General features: G+C 69.3%; 14 protein-coding genes and 1 tRNA gene. 7 read left to right on the top strand and 8 right to left on the bottom strand.

Annotated features, from left to right (window positions below; genetic code table 11):
• Nucleotides 1-119: 119 nt before the first annotated feature.
• From lptB to Q8N10_RS01870, 5 genes are all read right to left on the bottom strand, one after another.
• Nucleotides 120-845: an LPS export ABC transporter ATP-binding protein gene (gene lptB / locus Q8N10_RS01850; RefSeq protein WP_304776504.1), complete on the bottom strand. Its 726-nt coding sequence runs from the start codon at nt 843-845 to the stop codon at nt 120-122.
• Nucleotides 846-879: 34 nt separating this feature from the next.
• The gene (locus tag Q8N10_RS01855; RefSeq protein WP_305663859.1) at nt 880-1,440 is read right to left on the bottom strand and encodes an LptA/OstA family protein; all 561 of its coding nucleotides are present in this window, start codon (nt 1,438-1,440) and stop codon (nt 880-882) included.
• Nucleotides 1,441-1,477: 37 nt separating this feature from the next.
• A complete protein-coding gene (gene lptC, locus Q8N10_RS01860) occupies nt 1,478-2,098 on the bottom strand; it encodes an LPS export ABC transporter periplasmic protein LptC (RefSeq protein ID WP_304776452.1) in 621 nt (206 codons plus the stop codon).
• A gap of 7 nt (nt 2,099-2,105) precedes the next feature.
• Entirely contained in the window at nt 2,106-2,723 is a 618-nt protein-coding gene (locus tag Q8N10_RS01865) for a ribonuclease D (protein ID WP_304776454.1), read from the bottom strand.
• A gap of 51 nt (nt 2,724-2,774) precedes the next feature.
• Nucleotides 2,775-2,861 (bottom strand) — tRNA-Leu (locus Q8N10_RS01870).
• Nucleotides 2,862-3,015: 154 nt separating this feature from the next.
• Here Q8N10_RS01870 and Q8N10_RS01875 point away from each other — a divergent pair.
• On the top strand, nt 3,016-3,990 hold the full coding sequence (locus tag Q8N10_RS01875; RefSeq protein ID WP_304776457.1) for a complex I NDUFA9 subunit family protein: 975 nt from the start codon (nt 3,016-3,018) through the stop codon (nt 3,988-3,990).
• A 10-nt stretch (nt 3,991-4,000) separates the two neighbouring features.
• Here the strand turns inward: Q8N10_RS01875 and Q8N10_RS01880 are convergent, their stop codons facing one another.
• Complete coding sequence (locus Q8N10_RS01880) at nt 4,001-4,807, bottom strand: undecaprenyl-diphosphate phosphatase (RefSeq protein WP_304776459.1); 807 nt, start codon at nt 4,805-4,807, stop codon at nt 4,001-4,003.
• A gap of 221 nt (nt 4,808-5,028) precedes the next feature.
• Between Q8N10_RS01880 and Q8N10_RS01885 the strand changes: the two genes are divergently transcribed.
• Nucleotides 5,029-6,474, top strand: coding sequence for an NAD(P)-dependent oxidoreductase (locus Q8N10_RS01885; RefSeq protein WP_304776461.1), 1,446 nt, complete (start codon nt 5,029-5,031; stop codon nt 6,472-6,474).
• Between the two features lie 62 nt (nt 6,475-6,536).
• Nucleotides 6,537-11,192 carry a glutamate synthase large subunit gene (gene gltB / locus Q8N10_RS01890; RefSeq protein WP_304776464.1) on the top strand — a complete coding sequence of 1,552 codons (4,656 nt, stop codon included), beginning with the start codon at nt 6,537-6,539 and terminating at the stop codon, nt 11,190-11,192.
• Between the two features lie 270 nt (nt 11,193-11,462).
• Here gltB and Q8N10_RS01895 read toward each other — a convergent pair whose 3' ends face one another.
• The gene (locus Q8N10_RS01895) at nt 11,463-12,629 is read right to left on the bottom strand and encodes a citrate synthase (RefSeq protein WP_304776465.1); all 1,167 of its coding nucleotides are present in this window, start codon (nt 12,627-12,629) and stop codon (nt 11,463-11,465) included.
• Nucleotides 12,630-12,717: 88 nt separating this feature from the next.
• Between Q8N10_RS01895 and Q8N10_RS01900 the strand changes: the two genes are divergently transcribed.
• The 4 genes from Q8N10_RS01900 to queG all read left to right on the top strand — a co-directional run bounded on the left by Q8N10_RS01900 (nt 12,718) and on the right by queG (nt 16,693).
• The gene (locus Q8N10_RS01900; protein ID WP_304776468.1) at nt 12,718-13,788 is read left to right on the top strand and encodes a citrate synthase/methylcitrate synthase; all 1,071 of its coding nucleotides are present in this window, start codon (nt 12,718-12,720) and stop codon (nt 13,786-13,788) included.
• A gap of 112 nt (nt 13,789-13,900) precedes the next feature.
• A complete protein-coding gene (locus tag Q8N10_RS01905) occupies nt 13,901-14,833 on the top strand; it encodes a cation diffusion facilitator family transporter (RefSeq protein ID WP_304776470.1) in 933 nt (310 codons plus the stop codon).
• A gap of 41 nt (nt 14,834-14,874) precedes the next feature.
• Complete coding sequence (locus Q8N10_RS01910) at nt 14,875-15,549, top strand: glutathione S-transferase family protein (protein WP_304776472.1); 675 nt, start codon at nt 14,875-14,877, stop codon at nt 15,547-15,549.
• Nucleotides 15,530-16,693, top strand: coding sequence for a tRNA epoxyqueuosine(34) reductase QueG (queG, locus tag Q8N10_RS01915; RefSeq protein WP_304776474.1), 1,164 nt, complete (start codon nt 15,530-15,532; stop codon nt 16,691-16,693). Before Q8N10_RS01910 ends, queG begins: the two co-directional genes overlap by 20 nt.
• Here the strand turns inward: queG and Q8N10_RS01920 are convergent.
• On the bottom strand, nt 16,664-17,311 hold the full coding sequence (locus Q8N10_RS01920; RefSeq protein WP_304776476.1) for a glutathione S-transferase family protein: 648 nt from the start codon (nt 17,309-17,311) through the stop codon (nt 16,664-16,666). The two genes, queG and Q8N10_RS01920, sit on opposite strands and share 30 nt — an antisense overlap.
• Nucleotide 17,312: the final 1 nt, after the last annotated feature.

The raw sequence follows: 17,312 nt of genomic DNA on the forward strand, positions 1-17,312 counted from the left end.
GCTAGGCGTGCAATCACCAGCGATTAGTTAACCGGGCCGCGACCTTCTGGTTAACCATGTTTTTTGCCGTCGATTTTTTAGAAATCGCGCCTACGGCGCCCCGGAAACCTCCGGCGTCGTCAGCCGAAACGTTCGCCCAGATAGACGCGGCGGACTTCGGGGTCATCGACGATCTCGGCCGGCGTGCCCTCGAACAGCACCTCGCCCGCATGAATGATCGCGGCGCGGTCGATGATGTCCAGGGTCTCGCGGACATTGTGGTCGGTGATCAGGATGCCGATGCCCCGGCTCTTCAGGAAGGCGATCACCTCGCGGATATCGGAGATGGCCAGGGGGTCGATGCCGGCGAAGGGCTCATCCAGCAGCATGAAAGAGGGTTCGCTGGCCAGGGCGCGAGCGATCTCGACCCGACGGCGCTCCCCCCCTGACAGCGAGATGGCCGGCGCCTTGCGCAGGTGTTCGATGTGCAGGTCGGTGAGCAGCTGGGTCACGGTGGCCCGCGCCTCACCCATGTCCTTGGCGCGCAGCTCCACCACCGCCATGACGTTCTCTTCCACGGTCATGCCCCGAAAAATCGAGGTTTCCTGAGGCAGGTAGCCGACCCCCATGCGGGCGCGCTGGTACATGGGCTGGGCGGTGATGTTCTCACCGTCCAGATAGATGGCGCCGTAGTCGGCAGGGATCAGGCCGGTGATCATGTAGAAGCAGGTGGTCTTGCCGGCGCCGTTGGGGCCCAGCAGGCCCACGACCTCGCCGCGGCGCAGGCTCAGCGTCACGCCCTTCACCACCGGCCGGCCACGGAAGGACTTGCCGATGTTATCGACCACAAGTCCCTCCCCGGCCAGGCCCGGGAGAGCTTCGAAATTCTCGGGCTTCACCCTAGCGCCGCGCGGCGGGCGGTCCCGCCTGCTGCTGGGGATAGAGGACGGTGCGCACGCGGCCGGGCTTGTTGCGCCCCTTCACGCCGCTCTGCATCTGGGCGTCCCCGGTGGCGACCTTGATCACCAGCTTGGAGCCACGCAGCACGTTCTGGCCCTGGATGGCCACCACGTCGCCGGTGATCGTGATGGTGTCGGCCGCCGCGTCATAGACCGCCGCGTCGCCGCGCACCCGCTGCTGCGGGGTGACGTAGTAGACCGAGCCGTTGGCCTCCATGCGGTCGAGCTGGTTGCCGCAGGCGGCGCCGGCCTGGCCCGCCGCACCCGGCTTGGCCGATGGGTTGGGCTTGTAAAAGATCTTCAAGGTGTCGGCCCGCAGGCGAACCGTGTCCTGCAGGGCCTCGGCGCCGCCGGAATAGGTGGCCAGGCACCGGGCGTTGATGACCTCCAGCTCGTCAGCGGTGATATCCACCGGGGCGTCGGAGTTCTGCGCCAGTTGCGCCGCGGCCGGACCGGCCGCGATCAACCCGCAGGCGAAGACGCCCGCCGCCCAGTTCTTCATATTCGCTAGCCTGATCATACCCATGCCGCCTGAATGCCTAGTGTGACTCGACGCGGGTGTGTACGCCGCCCTTGAACACCATGCGTTCGCCCTTGTCGTACACGCCATAGGACTTGGCGATGATTTCTCCAAGCGCGCCAGCCCCCTTGATCTCGCCCGCGCCTTCAAGTTCTCCGGTCGCGGTATTGAAGATGGAGGTCGCGGTGGCGAAATTCACGTCCCCGCCGTTCAACTTTACGCCACCCTCGAGATTCAGCACCCGCTTGTCCTCGCGGTAGACGCCGGCCTTGGCGGAGATGCGGGTCGGACGTGGCCCCTCTTCGTCGAGGATCAGCATGGGGGTGTCGAGCATCACCCGCTGATAGTCCTTGGGGTCACGGATGGCGGTCTTGGCGGTGAGCACGAAGGCGCGGCCCTTGTCGTCACGGCCCAGGAAGCGGGGATTGACCAGCTGAATGGGGGCGTCGGCGTCCTGCGGCTTGTCTTTGACGCCGGCGAGCGTGCTCTGGATGACGAAGCCCATCATGGTCAGCAGGATCAGGCCGATCACCGCCGGCAGGATCACCCGTAGCCGCCGGACCAGGCGCGAACGCTGCCGCCAGCGCTCGAAGTCTGCGCTGTAGGGCGTGTGGCTCTGGTCAGCGAAGGCGGCTGTCACCCGAGCCTCACATGTGGGCGAAGATGTCGACCTCTTCCCAGCCGGCCACATCGAGCAGGGCGCGGTGAGGCAGGAAGTCGAAGCAGGCGCGCGCCAGGTGGTCGCGGCCCTCGCGCACCAGCATGGCGTCCAGCCGGTCGCGCAGAGCATGCAGATGCAGGACGTCGGAGGCCGCGTAGGCGATCTGTTCGTCGCTGAGCTTGACGGCGCCCCAGTCGGAGCTCTGCTGGGCCTTGGACATATCGATCCCCGCCAGCTCCTTGGACACGTCCTTCAGGCCGTGGCGGTCGGTGTAGGTCCGGGCCAGCTTCGAGGCGATCTTGGTGCAGTAGACCGGCGCCGTCACCACGCCCAGATGCAGATAGAACATGGCGATGTCGAAGCGGCCGAAGTGGAAAATCTTCGTCACCGCCGGGTCGGTGAGCAGGGCCTTGAGATTGGGCGCATCATAGGTGGCGCGGTCGAGCTGGACGAGATGGGCGTCGCCCTTGCCGTCGGAGATCTGCACCACGCAGAGCGGGTCGCGGCCGAGCCGCAGGCCCATGGTCTCGGAATCGACCGCGACCGAGGTCGCGCCGGCGAAGGCGCCCTTGGGTAAATCGCCGATGTGCAGATGATTCGCCAAGGTCGCCTCGCTCCGGCGCAAACTAGATCCTCTCCCATATAGGGAGAGGGATGGTGCCCAGGAAAGGACTCGAACCTTCACGGCCGTTAAGCCACTGGCACCTGAAGCCAGCGCGTCTACCAATTCCGCCACCTGGGCCCGATCCACCGGATCGCGCGAGGGGGGTTCCTTAGGGCGCCGCCCAGGCCCGGTCAACGCCCCGCTTCACCTTCCTTTCAAGTCGCATTGCGGCGCGGGGTCGCTTCGTCTATCGCAAGCGCTCCAAGAGCCACTTAAATCCGGTCGAAACTCCATGCAGGATCTGGTCACCGTCTTCGGCGGTTCGGGCTTCGTCGGCGCACAGGTTGTCCGCGCGCTGGCCAAGCAGGGCTGGCGGGTGCGGGTCGCCGTGCGCCAACCGCACCTGGCCTACAAGATGCGCCTGCTGGGCGATGTCGGCCAGATCGAGGTCGTGCAGGCCAATATCCGCAACGAGGCCTCCATTCGTCGCGCCGTCGAAGGCGCCTATGCCGTTGTGAACGCGGTGGGCGTGCTCTACGAGACCGGCCGCCAGAAATTCCAGAGCATCCACGCCATGGGCGCGCGCAACGTCGCCGCCGTGGCCCGGGAAGCGGGTGTCGAGCGCCTGGTGCAGATTTCGGCCCTGGGCGCCGATCCGGAGTCCGGCGCGAAGTATGCGCGGACCAAGGCCATGGGCGAGGACGCCGTGCGCGAGGCCTTCCCCGGCGCGGTCATCGTGCGGCCGTCGGTTGTGTTCGGACCCGACGACAACTTCTTCAACAGGTTCGGCGAGCTGGCCATGATCAGCCCGGTTCTGCCGCTGATCGGCGGCGGGGACGGCAAGCTGCAGCCGGTCTTCGTGGGGGATGTGGCCAAGGCGATCGTCGCCTGCGTCACCGATCCCGCCTGCGCTGGCCAGACCTATGAGCTGGGCGGTCCGCGGGCCTACAGCTTCCGAGAGCTGATGGAGCTGGTGCTGGCCGAAACCGGCCGCAAGCGTTTCCTGGTCCCCCTGCCCTTCCCGGTCGCCGCCCTGATGGGCAAGGCCTTCGAGTTCCTGGCCCTAACGCCGTGGGCGCCGCCGCTGACCGAGGACCAGGTCGAACTGCTGAAGTCCGACAACGTGGTGTCGGGGACCCAGCCCGGCCTGGCCGAGCTTGGGATCGAGGCCACCGCCGTCGAAGGTATCGTGCCGGCCTACCTCTACCGCTTCCGCAAGGGCGGCCAGTACGCCGACGAGGTCGAGCGCCTGACGGCCGTCGCCTAGCGGCCAGCCCCTACTGGCTGGCGATCGCCATCCAGATCAGACCACCGGCCCCCACCACGATCCGCCACCAGGCGAAGGGCGCAAAGCCGTGGCGGCCGACGAAGTCCACCAGGGCGCGGACGACGATGAAGCCGACGATGAAGCTGACGGCGAAGCCCAGGGCGATGATCCCCGCCTGGTCCATGCTCAGCACATCCTTGTTTTTGTAGAGGTCGACCGCGAAGGCGCCGGCCATGGTGGGGATGGCCAGGAAGAAGGAGAACTCGGCCGCGGCCTTCTTCTCCACCCGCATCAGCATCGAGCCGACGATGGTGGCGCCCGAACGCGAGACACCGGGGATGAGGGCCAGGGTCTGGAAGAGACCCACCACCAGGGAGGTCTTCCAGGAGAGCTTCATGGCGTCCTCCTCCCGGGGCGCCGGCGCCCAGCGGTCCAGGGCCAGCAGACCCACCCCGCCTATGATCAGCGACCAGCAGATCAGGCGCGGGCTCTCGAACAGGACCTCCTTGATGACCTCGTGGAGCGCCAGGCCCAGGACCGCGCCGGGGATGAACGCGATCAGGACGGAGAGCGCGAACCCGCGCGCCTCGGCGCTGGTGGGCAGGCCGATCAGCACCTTCCAGAGCCTGCCGAAATAGAGCGCCACCACGGCCAGGATGGCGCCCAGCTGGATGAGCACCGCGAAGGTGTCCCAGAACCCGTTCGGCAAGCCGAGCAGGGACTTGGTCAGCAGCAGGTGGCCAGTCGAGGACACCGGGATGAACTCGGTCACCCCTTCAACGACGCCCAGGATGATGGCGGCGATCCAATCGGACATGCGGGGACTTTCGGCAGGGGATGAAGTGGAGGTAAGGGGCGGGAACAGGGTAAATTTGAAGTTCATCCCGTTTGTAGACGACCTGAGCGGGATCCACCGTTCGAGATGAGCTTGAAGCTGGGCTATAAGTCCAAGATCGTACGTTTAATGGACCATCTTGTTCCGGGACGTTGAAAAGACGCGTAAAAGGCTTTCGCCCATGAGGGGGCGGAGGACCGGCCATGGCCGAGCGGATGCTGAAGTTCACGACTGTGGAGAGGACAACGCCCCCCAAGCGGTCGGCGGCTACGCGCAGCGGCGATTTCCATGAGATTTATGCCGACTTCATCGACGCGAAGGCTCGCGAGCAGGCCTCACGCTGCTCGCAGTGCGGGATCCCCTTCTGTCAGACCCACTGCCCGCTGCACAACAACATCCCCGACTGGCTGCGGATGACCGCCGAGGGGCGGCTGGAGGAAGCCTACCAGCTTTCCCAGGCCACCAATTCCATGCCGGAGATCTGCGGCCGCATCTGCCCGCAGGATCGCCTGTGCGAGGGGTCCTGCACCATCGAGCAATCCGGGCACGGCACGGTCACCATCGGGGCGGTCGAGCGCTACCTGACCGACAAGGCCTGGGAAGAGGGCTGGGTGCGCCCCCTGTCGCCCGGCCCCGCCCGAGGGCAGTCGGTGGGGATCATCGGGGCGGGGCCGGCGGGCTTGGCCGCCGCCGAGCGCCTGCGGGAGATGGGCTACGCGGTCACCGTCTACGATCGCCACGACCGGGCCGGCGGGCTGCTGATCTACGGCATCCCCAGCTTCAAGCTGGAGAAGGACGTGGTGATGCGGCGGACGCAGCGCCTGGCCGAGGGTGGGGTGGAGTTCCAGCTGAACTTCGAGGTGGGCCTGGACGTCACCCTCGATGAGCTTCGCGATACGCACCACAGCGTGCTGATCGCCACCGGTGTCTATGCCGACCGCGACCTGGTGGTCCCCGGCGCGGGGTCGGCGGGGGTGACGCCGGCGCTGGACTACCTGATCGCCTCGAACCGGGCCGGTCTGGGCGACGACGTGCCGGAATACGCCTCGGGCCAGCTGCACGCCCAGGGCCGCGACGTGGTGGTGGTGGGGGGCGGCGACACCGCCATGGACTGCGTGCGCACCGCCGTGCGCCAGGGGGCGAAGTCGGTGACCTGCCTCTATCGCCGCGACCGCGCCAACATGCCGGGCTCGGCCCGGGAGGTCGCCCACGCCGAAGAGGAGGGCGTGGTGTTCGAATGGCTGGCCGCGCCCCGGGCCGTGCTGGGCGAAGCCGGCATGGCCACCGGTGTCAGGGCCGCCCGCATGCGTCTCGGCGCGCCAGACGCCACCGGCCGCGCCGCGCCGGAGGAGATCGAGGGCGCCGACTTCGAGGCGCCGGCCGACCTGGTGATCAAGGCGCTGGGCTTCGATCCCGAGGACCTGCCGCGCGGCCTCGCGGCCCCGGACCTGGCGGTCAGCCGCTGGGGCACGGTGAAGGCCGACTTCCGCACCCTGATGACCAACCTGCCCGGCGTGTTCGCGGCTGGCGACATCGCCCGCGGGGCGTCCCTGGTGGTCTGGGCGATCAAGGACGGCCGCGACGCCGCCGACGCCATCCACCGCTATCTGACGGAACCCGCGCGGGTCGCGGCGGAGGCAAGAAGATGAGCCAAGAGCACAGTGTTCCTTCTCCCCTTGCGGGAGAAGGTGGCCCTGCGGGGCAGGGTCGGATGAGGGGTCGCGCCGACCTCTCGGAAGTGGCGGGTCCGTCGCGCGTCGAGGGGAGCGCGACCCCTCATCCGTCGGGCCTTCGCCCGACACCTTCTCCCGCAAGGGGAGAAGGACAATCCAGCGACACCGCCCGCTACCTGGCCAACCGCGCCAAGCTCATCGACGGTCACGCCTATGATCCCGACAGCGAGCGAGACGCCTGTGGCGTGGGTCTGGTCTGCGCCCTGGACGGGCAGCCGCGCCGGGAGGTGGTGGAACTGGCGATCCGGGCGTTGAAGAGCGTCTGGCACCGGGGCGCCATCGACGCCGACGGCAAGACCGGCGACGGCGCGGGGGTGCTGGTCTCCGTGCCGCAGGACTTCTTCGCCGACCAGGTGCAGCGCACGGGGCACAGGCTGCGTCCCGGGCCCATCGCCGTGGGCCAGGTGTTCCTGCCGCGCAACGACCTCAACGCCCAGGAGGCCGCCCGCACCATCGTCGAGGCCGAGGCCCTGCGGTTCGGCTTCTACATCTATGGCTGGCGCCAGGTTCCGACCGACACCCGGGTCATCGGCGAGAAGGCCAACGCCACGCGCCCGGAGATCGAGCAGATCATGCTGGCGGGTCCCGCCGGCCTGGAGGGCGAGGCCCTGGAGCGCGCGCTGTTCCTGTGCCGCAAGCGCATCGAGAAGCGTGTCGCCCAGGCCGGCATCCAGCAATTCTACCTGTGCTCCCTGTCGGCCCGTTCGCTGATCTACAAGGGCATGTTCCTGGCCGAGCACATCGACGCCTTCTATCCCGACCTGACCGACGCCCGGTTCACGGCGGCCGTGGCGATCTTCCACCAGCGCTATTCCACCAACACCTTCCCGGAATGGCGGCTGGCCCAGCCCTTCCGGATGCTGGCGCACAACGGCGAGATCAACACCAAGAAGGGCAACCTGAACTGGATGAAGAGCCACGAGATCCGCATGGCCGCCGACGCCTTCGGCGACTTCGGGGACGACGTGAAGCCGGTGATCCAGGACGCCAGCGGCTCGGACTCCATGGCGCTCGACAACACCTTCGAGGTGCTGGTCCGGGCCGGCCGCGACGCTCCCATGGCCAAGGCCCTGCTGATCCCCGAGGCCTGGGCGCACAAGACCGACGAACAGATCAGCCCGGCGCACAAGGCGCTCTACGCCTATTGCAACGCGGTGATGGAGCCCTGGGACGGACCGGCCGCCATCTGCGCCACCGACGGCCGCTGGGTGGTGGCCGGCAAGGACCGGAACGGCCTGCGGCCACTGCGGGTGACCTATACCGACGACGGCTTGCTGATCATGGGCTCGGAGGCCGGCATGTGCCGGGTCGACGAGGCCCGCATCGTGCGCAAGGCCCACATCCAGCCCGGCCGGATGGTGGCCGTCGACCTCGCCGAGGGCCGCCTCTACGAGGAGGACGAGATCATCGACCGCCTGGCCGCCCAGCACCCCTATGACCAGTGGCTGGGCAACATGGTGGATCTGGAGGCCAAGATCGCGCCCGGCCCCGAGCCGCGCGCCTACGGCCGGGAGGAGCTGACGCGCCGCCAGGCCGCCGCCGGGATGAGCCTGGAGGACCTGGAGCTGCTGCTGGCCCCGATGATCGAGGACGGCAAGGAGGCGGTGGGCTCCATGGGCGACGACGCGCCCCTGGCGGTGCTGAGCGACCAGTACCGGCCGCTCTCCCATTTCTTCCGGCAGAACTTCAGCCAGGTGACCAACCCGCCGATCGATAGCCTGCGCGAAACCGGTGTCATGAGCCTGAAGACCCGGTTCAAGAACCTGGGCAACATCCTGGCCCAGGACGAGGCCCAGACCGACGTCTTCGTGCTGGAAAGCCCGGTGCTGACCACCGGCATGTACCAGCGGTTCATGGGCTTCATCGGTGAGGGCACGGCGGCGGTGATCGACGCCACCATGCCGATCCCGGCCGCTAAGGGCCGGCCCGGCGACGCCCTGCGCGCCAATCTCGACCGCATCCGCGCCGAGGCCGAGGACGCCGCCCTGCGCGGCTGCGCCACCATCGTGCTGACCGACGAGGCCTCGGGGCCCGGGCGTGTGGGCCTGCCGATGATCCTGGCCACCGGCGGGGTCCACGCATGGCTGGTGGCCAAGGGGCTACGGTCCTACGTCTCGATCATCGTCCGGTCGGCCGAGTGCCTCGACACCCATTATTTCGCGGTGCTGGTGGGGGTGGGGGCCACGGCGGTGAACGCCTATCTGGCCCAGGAGAGCTTCCAGGACCGGTTGGAGCGGGGCCTGGCGGGCGAGCTGACGCTCCACGACGTCTGCCGAAACTTCAAGCACGCCATCGAGGGCGGCCTGTTGAAGATCATCGCCAAGATGGGCATCGCGGTGATCTCCTCCTATCGCGGCGGCTACAACTTCGAGGCGGTGGGGCTGAGCCGCGCCCTGGTGGCGGAGTTCTTCCCCGGCATGCCCTCGCGCATCTCCGGCATCGGCCTGGCGGGTCTGGAGGCCAAGGCGGTGGAGGTGCATCGCCGCGCCTGGGACCCCGGGGCCATCAGCCTGCCGGTGGGGGGCCTCTACAAGGCGCGCGCCAGCGGCGAGAGCCACGCCTTCGAGGCGCGCATGATCCACACCCTGCAGGCCGCCTGCAACACCGGCGACTATGGCGCCTACCAGCGGTTCTCGGCGGGGATGGCCCGGCAGCCCACCATCCAGCTGCGCGACCTGCTGGACTGGCGGACCGGCGAACGTCCCGTGGCCCTGGACGAGGTCGAGAGCGTCAACGAGATCCGCAAGCGCTTCCTGACGCCGGGCATGAGCATGGGGGCGCTCAGCCCCGAGGCGCACGGGGTGCTGAACATCGCCATGAACCGCATCGGGGCCAAGAGCGTCTCCGGCGAGGGCGGCGAGGATAGCGCCCGCTACAAGCCCCTGCCGAACGGCGACAACCCCAACTCGGCGGTCAAGCAGATCGCCTCGGGACGGTTCGGGGTGACGGCGGAGTATCTCAACGAATGCCGCGAGATCGAGATCAAGGTCAGCCAGGGTGCCAAGCCCGGCGAGGGCGGGCAGCTGCCCGGCTTCAAGGTGACCGAGCTGATCGCGCGGCTGCGTCACGCGACGCCCGGCGTGATGCTGATCTCACCCCCGCCGCACCACGACATCTATTCCATCGAGGACCTGGCCCAGCTCATCTATGACCTGAAGCAGATCAACCCCACCGCGCGGGTCTGCGTGAAGCTCGTGGCCATGACCGGCATCGGGGCGATCGCGGCGGGCGTGGCCAAAGCAAAAGCAGATGTGATCCTGATCTCCGGCAATGTCGGCGGCACCGGGGCCTCGCCCCAGACCTCGATCAAGTACGCCGGCGGGCCCTGGGAGATGGGTCTCTCCGAGGCCAACCAGGTCCTGACCCTCAACAACCTGCGCCACTCGGTGCGGCTGCGGGCCGACGGGGGCATGCGCACGGGGCGCGATGTGGTGATCGCCGCCATGCTCGGCGCCGAGGAGTTCGGGATTGGAACAGCGAGCCTGATCGCCATGGGCTGCATCATGGTGCGCCAGTGCCATTCGAACACCTGCCCGGTGGGGGTCTGCACCCAGGACGAGGCCTTGCGGGAGAAGTTCTCCGGCAGCCCGGAGAAGGTGATCAACCTCTTCACCTTCATCGCCGAGGAGGTCCGCGAAATCCTGGCCTCGCTGGGCTTCCGCTCGATCCAGGAGATCGTCGGCCGCACCGACCTGTTGCAGCAGGTCTCACGCGGCGGCGAGCATCTGGATGATCTCGACCTCAACCCCCTGCTGGTGATGGCCGATCCGGGCTCGAACCCGCGCTATTGCGTGGTGGAGGGGCGCAATGAGGTGCCCGACACCCTGGACGCGCAGATCGTCCGCGACGCCGCTCCCCTGCTGGAGCGGGGCGAGAAGATGCAGCTGACCTACACGGTGCGGAACACCGCGCGCGCCATCGGTTCGCGGACCTCCTCGCACATCGTGCGGCGGTTCGGGATGACCGGGCTGCCCGCCGGGCACCTGACCGTGCAGCTCAAGGGCTCGGCGGGACAGAGCCTGGGGGCCTTCGCGGTCCAGGGCCTGCGCATCGAGCTGACCGGCGAGGCCAACGACTATGTCGGCAAGGGCCTGTCGGGGGCGACCATCATCCTGCGCCCCTCGCCGCACCTGGCGGCGCCGGAGGCCAACGCCATCCTGGGCAACACCGTGCTCTATGGCGCCACCTCGGGCCGGCTGTTCGCGGCGGGCCTGGCGGGGGAACGGTTCGGGGTGAGGAACTCCGGGGCCGTGACCGTGGTGGAGGGCTGCGGCGCCAACGGCCTGGAATACATGACTGGCGGGCGGGCTGTGATCCTGGGGCCGGTGGGCTTCAACTTCGCCGCCGGCATGACCGGGGGCATGGCGTTTGTGCTGGACCTGCACGACCGCTTCCTCACCCACCTCAACACCGACAGCGTGGTGGTGCAGCGGATCGGGACCCGGGCCTGGGAGGCGGAGCTGCGCGAGCTGGTGGAGGAGCATGCGCGGGAGACCGGCTCGGCCTTCGCCGCCGGCATCCTGCGCGACTGGGACCGGCATCTTGGGAAGTTCTGGCAGGTGGTCCCCAAGGAGATGGTGCACCGCCTGGACCAGCCGCTGGCCGAGGAAGAGGCGGTGCATCACCGGGCGTAGCTCTGTGGGTCTGAGAGCCCCCCAAGAGTTGGAACCACGACCACACGAACGTCACGAACGGGCAGCTTCACTCTCTCAGTATCATCCCGGCCGCAGCGAAGCGGAGGGCCGAGACCCAGATGCGCTGGGCGTGCCGGAAGCCCAGCACCTCTGGATCCCGCACTTCCGGCCTTCGGCCTGCATGCGGGATGACACCCTTTGTTTGTTCGTGTGGTTCGTGTGGTTCGTGGACGATCTAATCTGAGCTGACGCCCGCGCGGCGAGAAGGCTCTACGCCACCTCCACCCCCACATAGCGCGCCCGCGGCCGGATCAGGGCGCCGGTCTGGCCCTGTTCGATGGCGTGGGCGATCCAGCCGGCGCAGCGGGCGGTGGCGAAGAGGGCGAAGGGGGCGTCGCGGGGCAGCTTGAGGGCGTCGGACATGGCGACCAGGGCGAAGTCGATATTGGGCGCCAGGCCGGTGATGTCCTCAGCCGCCGATCGCAGGCTGGCCATCTCCGGGGTCAGCTTGAAGCGGTCCAGCAGGGCGGCGGCGCGGGGATCGTGGTCGGGATAGAGCTGGTGGCCGAAGCCCGGCAGCAGGCGATCCTCGGCCAGGCGGGCGGCGATGACATTGCGCGCCCCGCCCTGGGCGGCCTCGGCCGAAAAGCCCCGGATCGCGGCCGGCGCCCCGCCGTGACGCGGGCCTGAAAGGGTGGCCAGACCCGCCAGGGCGGCGGCGGCCAGGGACGCCCCCGTCGAGGCGGCCACCCGGGCGGCGAAGGCCGAGGGGTTGAGCTCGTGATCCGCCAGCAGCACCAGCACCCGGCGCACCAGGTCCGCCCCCGGTCCTCCGGGGCCCAGACCCCAGGCGAAGGCCAGGCGGTTGTGGATCGCCCCGCCGCCCACCTCGCCGGCGATGGCGTCGGTGAGCACGTCCAGCAGGGTGGCGGCCTCGACGGCCAGGGCCAGGGGGTGGCGGCCGAGCGCCGGGGCGTCCACGCCGGCCCTTGCAGCCAGGGCCAGGAAGGCGCGCGCGGTCATGTCCGCTCCCTCCGGCGGCTGGGGACGGTCGGTGCGCTTCAGGGCCGCGCCGTGGCCGCCGCGCAGCAGGCGGGCGACGGATTCCAGGGTCTCGGTCTCCGCCAACTCGACGGCGTCGCGGCCGCGATAGAACAGCCGGCCCTGGGAAATGGTGGTGATGGCCGAGACCAGCACCGGCTCGCCCCAGGCGATAGCGCCGGCCGCCACCTCCGAGGCCTTGCGGCTGCGGGTCTTGCGCTGAACCAGGGCTGTGATGTCGGCGGCCCGATAGAGGCTGCGGCGCGGATCGCCGGGATCGACGCGGGTCTGGACCCGGCCCCGGCTGACATAGGCGTAGAGGGTCTGGGGCCGCACGCCCAACTGTGCGCGGGCCTCGTCGGCGCCGATCCAGTCGCTGGGCTTGGTTTGCGGCATCTTATATTGATTATGTTGATCAAGATTGACGCATCCAGCTTGGCGGCAAATATCGCGCTTAGCAAGTTTGGAAAAAGGAGGCCCTCCCATGTCGGACGGACTGGAAGACGTCATCGCCGCCCACACCGTGATGTCCGACGTGGACGGGGCGGCGGGCCGCCTGATCATCCGCGGCCGGTCGCTGGACGACCTGGCCGGGCGGGCCAGCTTCGAGGAGGTCACCCGTCTGTTATGGGATGGGTTCTTCGACCACCTGCCCGCCGATCTGGCCGGGCCCCTGGCCGCCGCCCGCGCCGAGGTGTTCGCCGAGGTCTCGGCGATGGACACCGGCATCCTGGCGCTCAGCCCCATCGAGGCCATGCGGGCGCTCACCGCGCGGCTGGCGGACGGGGATGACCTGGCTGTGGCCCTGCGCCTGCTGGCCGCCCCGGCGGTGTTCACCGCCGCGGTGGTGCGGGGCCAGGCCGGCGAGGCGCCCATCGCGCCGGACGCCTCGCTAGGGCACGCGGCCGACATCCTGCGCATGCTGGGCAAGGCGCCCAGTCAAGCCGAGGCTGAGGCGCTGGACACCTATCTGGTGACGGTGAGCGATCATGGGCTGAACGCCTCGACCTTCGCCGCCCGGGTGGTGGCCTCGACCCGGGCAGGCCTTGGGTCGGCGGTGCTGGCCGGGATCAGCGCCCTGAAGGGGCCGCTGCACGGCGGGGCGCCGGGACCGATCATCGACATGCTGGACGGGATCGGCGGCGCGGAGAACGCCCGGCCGTGGATCGAGGCGGCGCTCGCCCGCGGCGACCGGCTGATGGGCTTCGGGCACCGGGTCTACCGGGTGCGCGACCCCCGCGCCGACGCCCTGAAGGCCGCCATCCGACGGATGGGGACCCGCAGCGGGCGGCTGGAGTTCGCCGAGGCCGTGGAGCGGGCGGTGCTGGAGATCCTCAAGGCCCACAAGCCCGACCGGTCCCTGGACACCAATGTGGAGTTCTACACGGCGCTCCTGCTGGAGGCCCTGGCATTCCCGCCGTCGGCCTTCACCTGCGTGTTCGCCATGGGCCGCACCGCGGGCTGGATCGCCCATGCGCGGGAGCAGCTGGCGGGGGGCCGCCTGATCCGGCCGCAGTCGGTCTATGTGGGGCCGACCCCTCGCGTGGCCGCCTGACGCCATATTTGAGCGGGATGCGGGCGGAAAACCGGTCCCCACTTTTCCTCATCCCGCTCCCTGAGAGTCGTTAGCGCTGGGGCGGCGTGCGCGGGCGCACTAGATAAGGCAGATGCACGCCCCCACTGGCCTCGACCCGAAAGCCGCCGCCGCCCTCACCCGGCAGATCACCCTGCTGTCGGTGGCGACGGCCGGGGTGCTGGTGGTGATCAAGGGCGGGGTCTGGCTGATCTCCGGCTCGGTGGCGCTGCTGGCCTCGGCGGCGGATTCGGGGCTGGATCTGATCGCCAGCCTGGCGACCTTCTATGCGGTCCGCTACGCCCAGGCCCCGCCGGACGCCGAGCACCGCTTCGGGCACGGCAAGGCCGAGGCCTTCGCCAGCCTGACCCAGGCGGGCCTGGTGTTCGCCTCGGCCGCCCTGATCGGCCAGGAGGCCATCGTCCACATCCTGAACCCGACCCCGGTGGCCAACGAGGGCTGGGCGGTGGCGGTGATGGCGGTCTCCACCGTGCTGACCGTGCTGCTGATCCTGGCCCAGGGCCGGGTGCTGAAACAGACAAACTCCGTGGCGGTGTCGGGGGACCGGGCCCACTATCTGACGGACGTGGCCTCCAACCTGATCGCGCTGCTCGGCATCGGCGCGGCGGCCTGGCTGGGCTTCAACAGCCTCGACGCCATCGCCGGCCTGATTGTGGCGGCTTTGCTGCTGTGGGCCGCCATCGGGGTGTTCCGCGAGGCCTCGGGCCAGCTGATGGACCATGAGCTGCCCGACGCCGACCGCGCCCGCATCGTCGAGCTGGTGAGCCAGGACCCGCGCCTGAGCGATGTCCACCAGCTTCGCACCCGGGCTTCGGGGCCGTTCATCCATATGCAGATGCACGTGGACATCGATCCGGCCCTCACCCTGGAGGCCGCCCATCGCCTGATCGTGGAGGCCGAGACCCGCATCCTGGCCGAGTTTCCCCACGCCGACATCCTGATCCATGCCGACCCGCGCGGCCGCGCCGAGCCGCACGGCGGCGCCTTCGCCGAACAGGCGCAGTAAACGCGCCCTTAACGCAGGCCATGTTAGGCCGCTTCGTTCCCATGACCCCCGACCGCACCCTGCACCACTTCCCCCTCGACCCCGCCTCGCGCCAGGTGCGTCTGGCCCTGGGAGAGAAGCGCCTGGCGTTTGTCGAGAACCCGGTGCGCTACTGGGAGCGCCCCAAGGAGCTGGTGAGCCTGAACGCCTCGGGCCTGACCCCGGTGCTCACCGAAGGGTCCCTGGTGCTCTGCGAGAGCCGGGCGATCCTGGACCACCTGGAAGAGACCTATCCCGAACCCGCCCTGCTGGGACGCGAGCCCGGCGAACGGGCCGAGGCGCGGCGCCTGCTGCAGTGGTTCGACCGCAAGTTCGACTACGAGGTCGGCGGCTTCATCCTTCACGAGAAGATGGAGAAGCGTCTGCTGGGCCTGGGGGCGCCGGACCTGGCCTCCCTGCGCCAGGGCCGCGAGGCGTTGCGCGGCCACATGCTCTATATCGACAGCCTGCTGGCCGACCGCGACTGGCTGGCCGGGACGCGGCTGTCGCTGGCCGATTTCGCGGCGGCGGCGCATCTGTCGGTGATCGACTATTTCGGCGACGTGCCCTGGGCGGACTTCCAAGCCGTCAAGACCTGGTACATGAAGCTGAAATCGAGGCCGGCCTTCCGGCCGCTGCTGGCCGACCGCTGGCCCGGCCTCGCGCCGGCGCCGCATTATGACGACCTCGACTTCTGAGCTGATCCGCGAGAAGGCGGCCGAGCTGGGCTTCGACGCCTGCCGCTTCGCGCGCGTCGATGAGGCCTGGGCGGCGGGCGGTCGGCTGCACGCCTTCATCGAACACGGCCGTCACGGCGAGATGGACTGGATGGCCACCACCGCCGAGCGCCGGGCGCACCCCAACGCGATGTGGGGCGGGGCCCGCAGCGCGATCATGCTGGGGGTCAATTACGGCCCCGACGCCGATCCGCTCGAGGCCCTGGCCCATGGGGACCGCGGGGTGATCTCGGCCTACGCCCAGGGCGACGACTACCATGAGCTGATCAAGGGGCGGCTGAAGCAGCTGGCCGGTTGGCTGGCCTCCAGGTTCGGCGGCGAGCTGAAGGTGTTCGTCGACACCGCGCCGCTGATGGAAAAACCCCTGGCGGCCCGCGCCGGCCTGGGCTGGCAAGGCAAACACACCAACCTGGTGAGCCGCGAGTTCGGATCCTGGCTGTTCCTGGGGTCCATCCTGACCGAGCTGGAGCTCGCCCCCGATGCGCCGGAGGCGGAGCACTGCGGATCCTGCCAGGCCTGTCTGGACATCTGCCCGACCCAAGCCTTCCCGGCGCCGTTCCAACTGGATGCCCGGCGCTGCATCTCCTACCTGACCATCGAGCTGAAGGGCCCGATCCCGCGGGAGTTCCGCGCCGCGCTGGGCAACCGCATCTATGGCTGCGACGACTGCCTGGCGGTCTGTCCCTGGAACAAGTTCGCCGCCACGGCTCGCGAACAGCGGCTGCACGCCCGCGACGCCCTGAGGGCGCCCGGACTGCGGGACCTGGCGGGGCTGGATGATGCGGGGTTCCGGGCGCTGTTCTCCAAGAGCCCGGTCAAGCGGATCGGCCGCGAGCGGTTTGTGAGGAACGTGCTCTACGCGGTGGGCAATTCAGGCGACGCGGGATTGGCGGAGGTGGCGCAGGCGCGGCTGGCCGATCCGTCGCCCCTGGTGCGCGGGGCCGCGGTCTGGGGGCTCTCGCGATTGCTCAGCGCCGAGGCGTTCGAAGTGTTGCGAGCCGCACAGTCCGAAAGCGATCCCGAAGTGCTCGCCGAGTGGGCTGATTTTCCTCCCCCGGTCACGGGGGAGGAAAGGTCAGGCCTGCCAGCTCGGCATGGCGTCTGAGGCTTGGGCGGCTTTCGTCCGCACGAAGCCGTCGCGCGTTTGCAGCCTCGCCCAGTAGTCCGCCACGGCGGGTGAAAATCGCGCGTCCAGCCCCAGGGTCTCCGCCAGCAGCAGGGCGTAGCCCACCGAGATGTCCGCCCCGGTGAAGCGCCCCGCGCAGTACCAGCCGCCGTTCGCCGCCAGCCTCGGCTCCAGCCCCTTCAGCCGGGCGGTGAACCAGCGGCCGTAGTCGTCGGCCACCTGGGGGTTGCGGCGGTCCTGGGGCTCCAGGCGCGTGTAGCGGAGCACCAGGGTCTGGGGAAAGGTGAGCGTCGCCTCGCCGAAGTGGAGGCCGTTCAGCCAGTCGCCATAGGCGGGATCGCCAGGCTCCACCGACAGGGTCGAGGGACCGTCGCGGGTGGCGAGATACTGGACGATGGCCGCGCTCTCGGTCATCCGGGTCGCGCCGTCCACCAACAGGGGGATGGTGCCCAGGGGGTTCTCCGCCAGGTAGTCGGGCGCCAGGACCCGGGGCGGGAAGGGCAGCAGCTTCAGCTCATAGGGAACGCCAAGCTCCTCCAGGGCCCAGAGAGCCCGGAAGGAGCGCGCGTCGGCGCAGTGATAGAGCGTCAGGCGCATG

It is taken from the genome of Phenylobacterium sp. (assembly GCF_030693625.1).
In the GTDB taxonomy this organism is placed as follows: Bacteria; Pseudomonadota; Alphaproteobacteria; order Caulobacterales; family Caulobacteraceae; genus Phenylobacterium; species Phenylobacterium ferrooxidans.

Bases quoted from the DNA above. Each gene is read 5' to 3' on its own strand.
- Q8N10_RS01920 (WP_304776476.1), bottom strand. From the start codon at position 17,311: ATGCGCCTGACGCTCTATCACTGCGCCGACGCGCGCTCCTTCCGGGCT.
- Q8N10_RS01895 (WP_304776465.1), bottom strand. From the start codon at position 12,629: ATGCCGCAAACCAAGCCCAGCGACTGGATCGGCGCCGACGAGGCCCGC.
- Q8N10_RS01900 (WP_304776468.1), top strand. From the start codon at position 12,718: ATGTCGGACGGACTGGAAGACGTCATCGCCGCCCACACCGTGATGTCC.
- Q8N10_RS01875 (WP_304776457.1), top strand. From the start codon at position 3,016: ATGCAGGATCTGGTCACCGTCTTCGGCGGTTCGGGCTTCGTCGGCGCA.
- gltB (WP_304776464.1), top strand. From the start codon at position 6,537: ATGAGGGGTCGCGCCGACCTCTCGGAAGTGGCGGGTCCGTCGCGCGTC.
- Q8N10_RS01885 (WP_304776461.1), top strand. From the start codon at position 5,029: ATGGCCGAGCGGATGCTGAAGTTCACGACTGTGGAGAGGACAACGCCC.
- Q8N10_RS01905 (WP_304776470.1), top strand. From the start codon at position 13,901: ATGCACGCCCCCACTGGCCTCGACCCGAAAGCCGCCGCCGCCCTCACC.
- Q8N10_RS01910 (WP_304776472.1), top strand. From the start codon at position 14,875: ATGACCCCCGACCGCACCCTGCACCACTTCCCCCTCGACCCCGCCTCG.
- Q8N10_RS01855 (WP_305663859.1), bottom strand. From the start codon at position 1,440: ATGAAGAACTGGGCGGCGGGCGTCTTCGCCTGCGGGTTGATCGCGGCC.
- Q8N10_RS01880 (WP_304776459.1), bottom strand. From the start codon at position 4,807: ATGTCCGATTGGATCGCCGCCATCATCCTGGGCGTCGTTGAAGGGGTG.
- queG (WP_304776474.1), top strand. From the start codon at position 15,530: ATGACGACCTCGACTTCTGAGCTGATCCGCGAGAAGGCGGCCGAGCTG.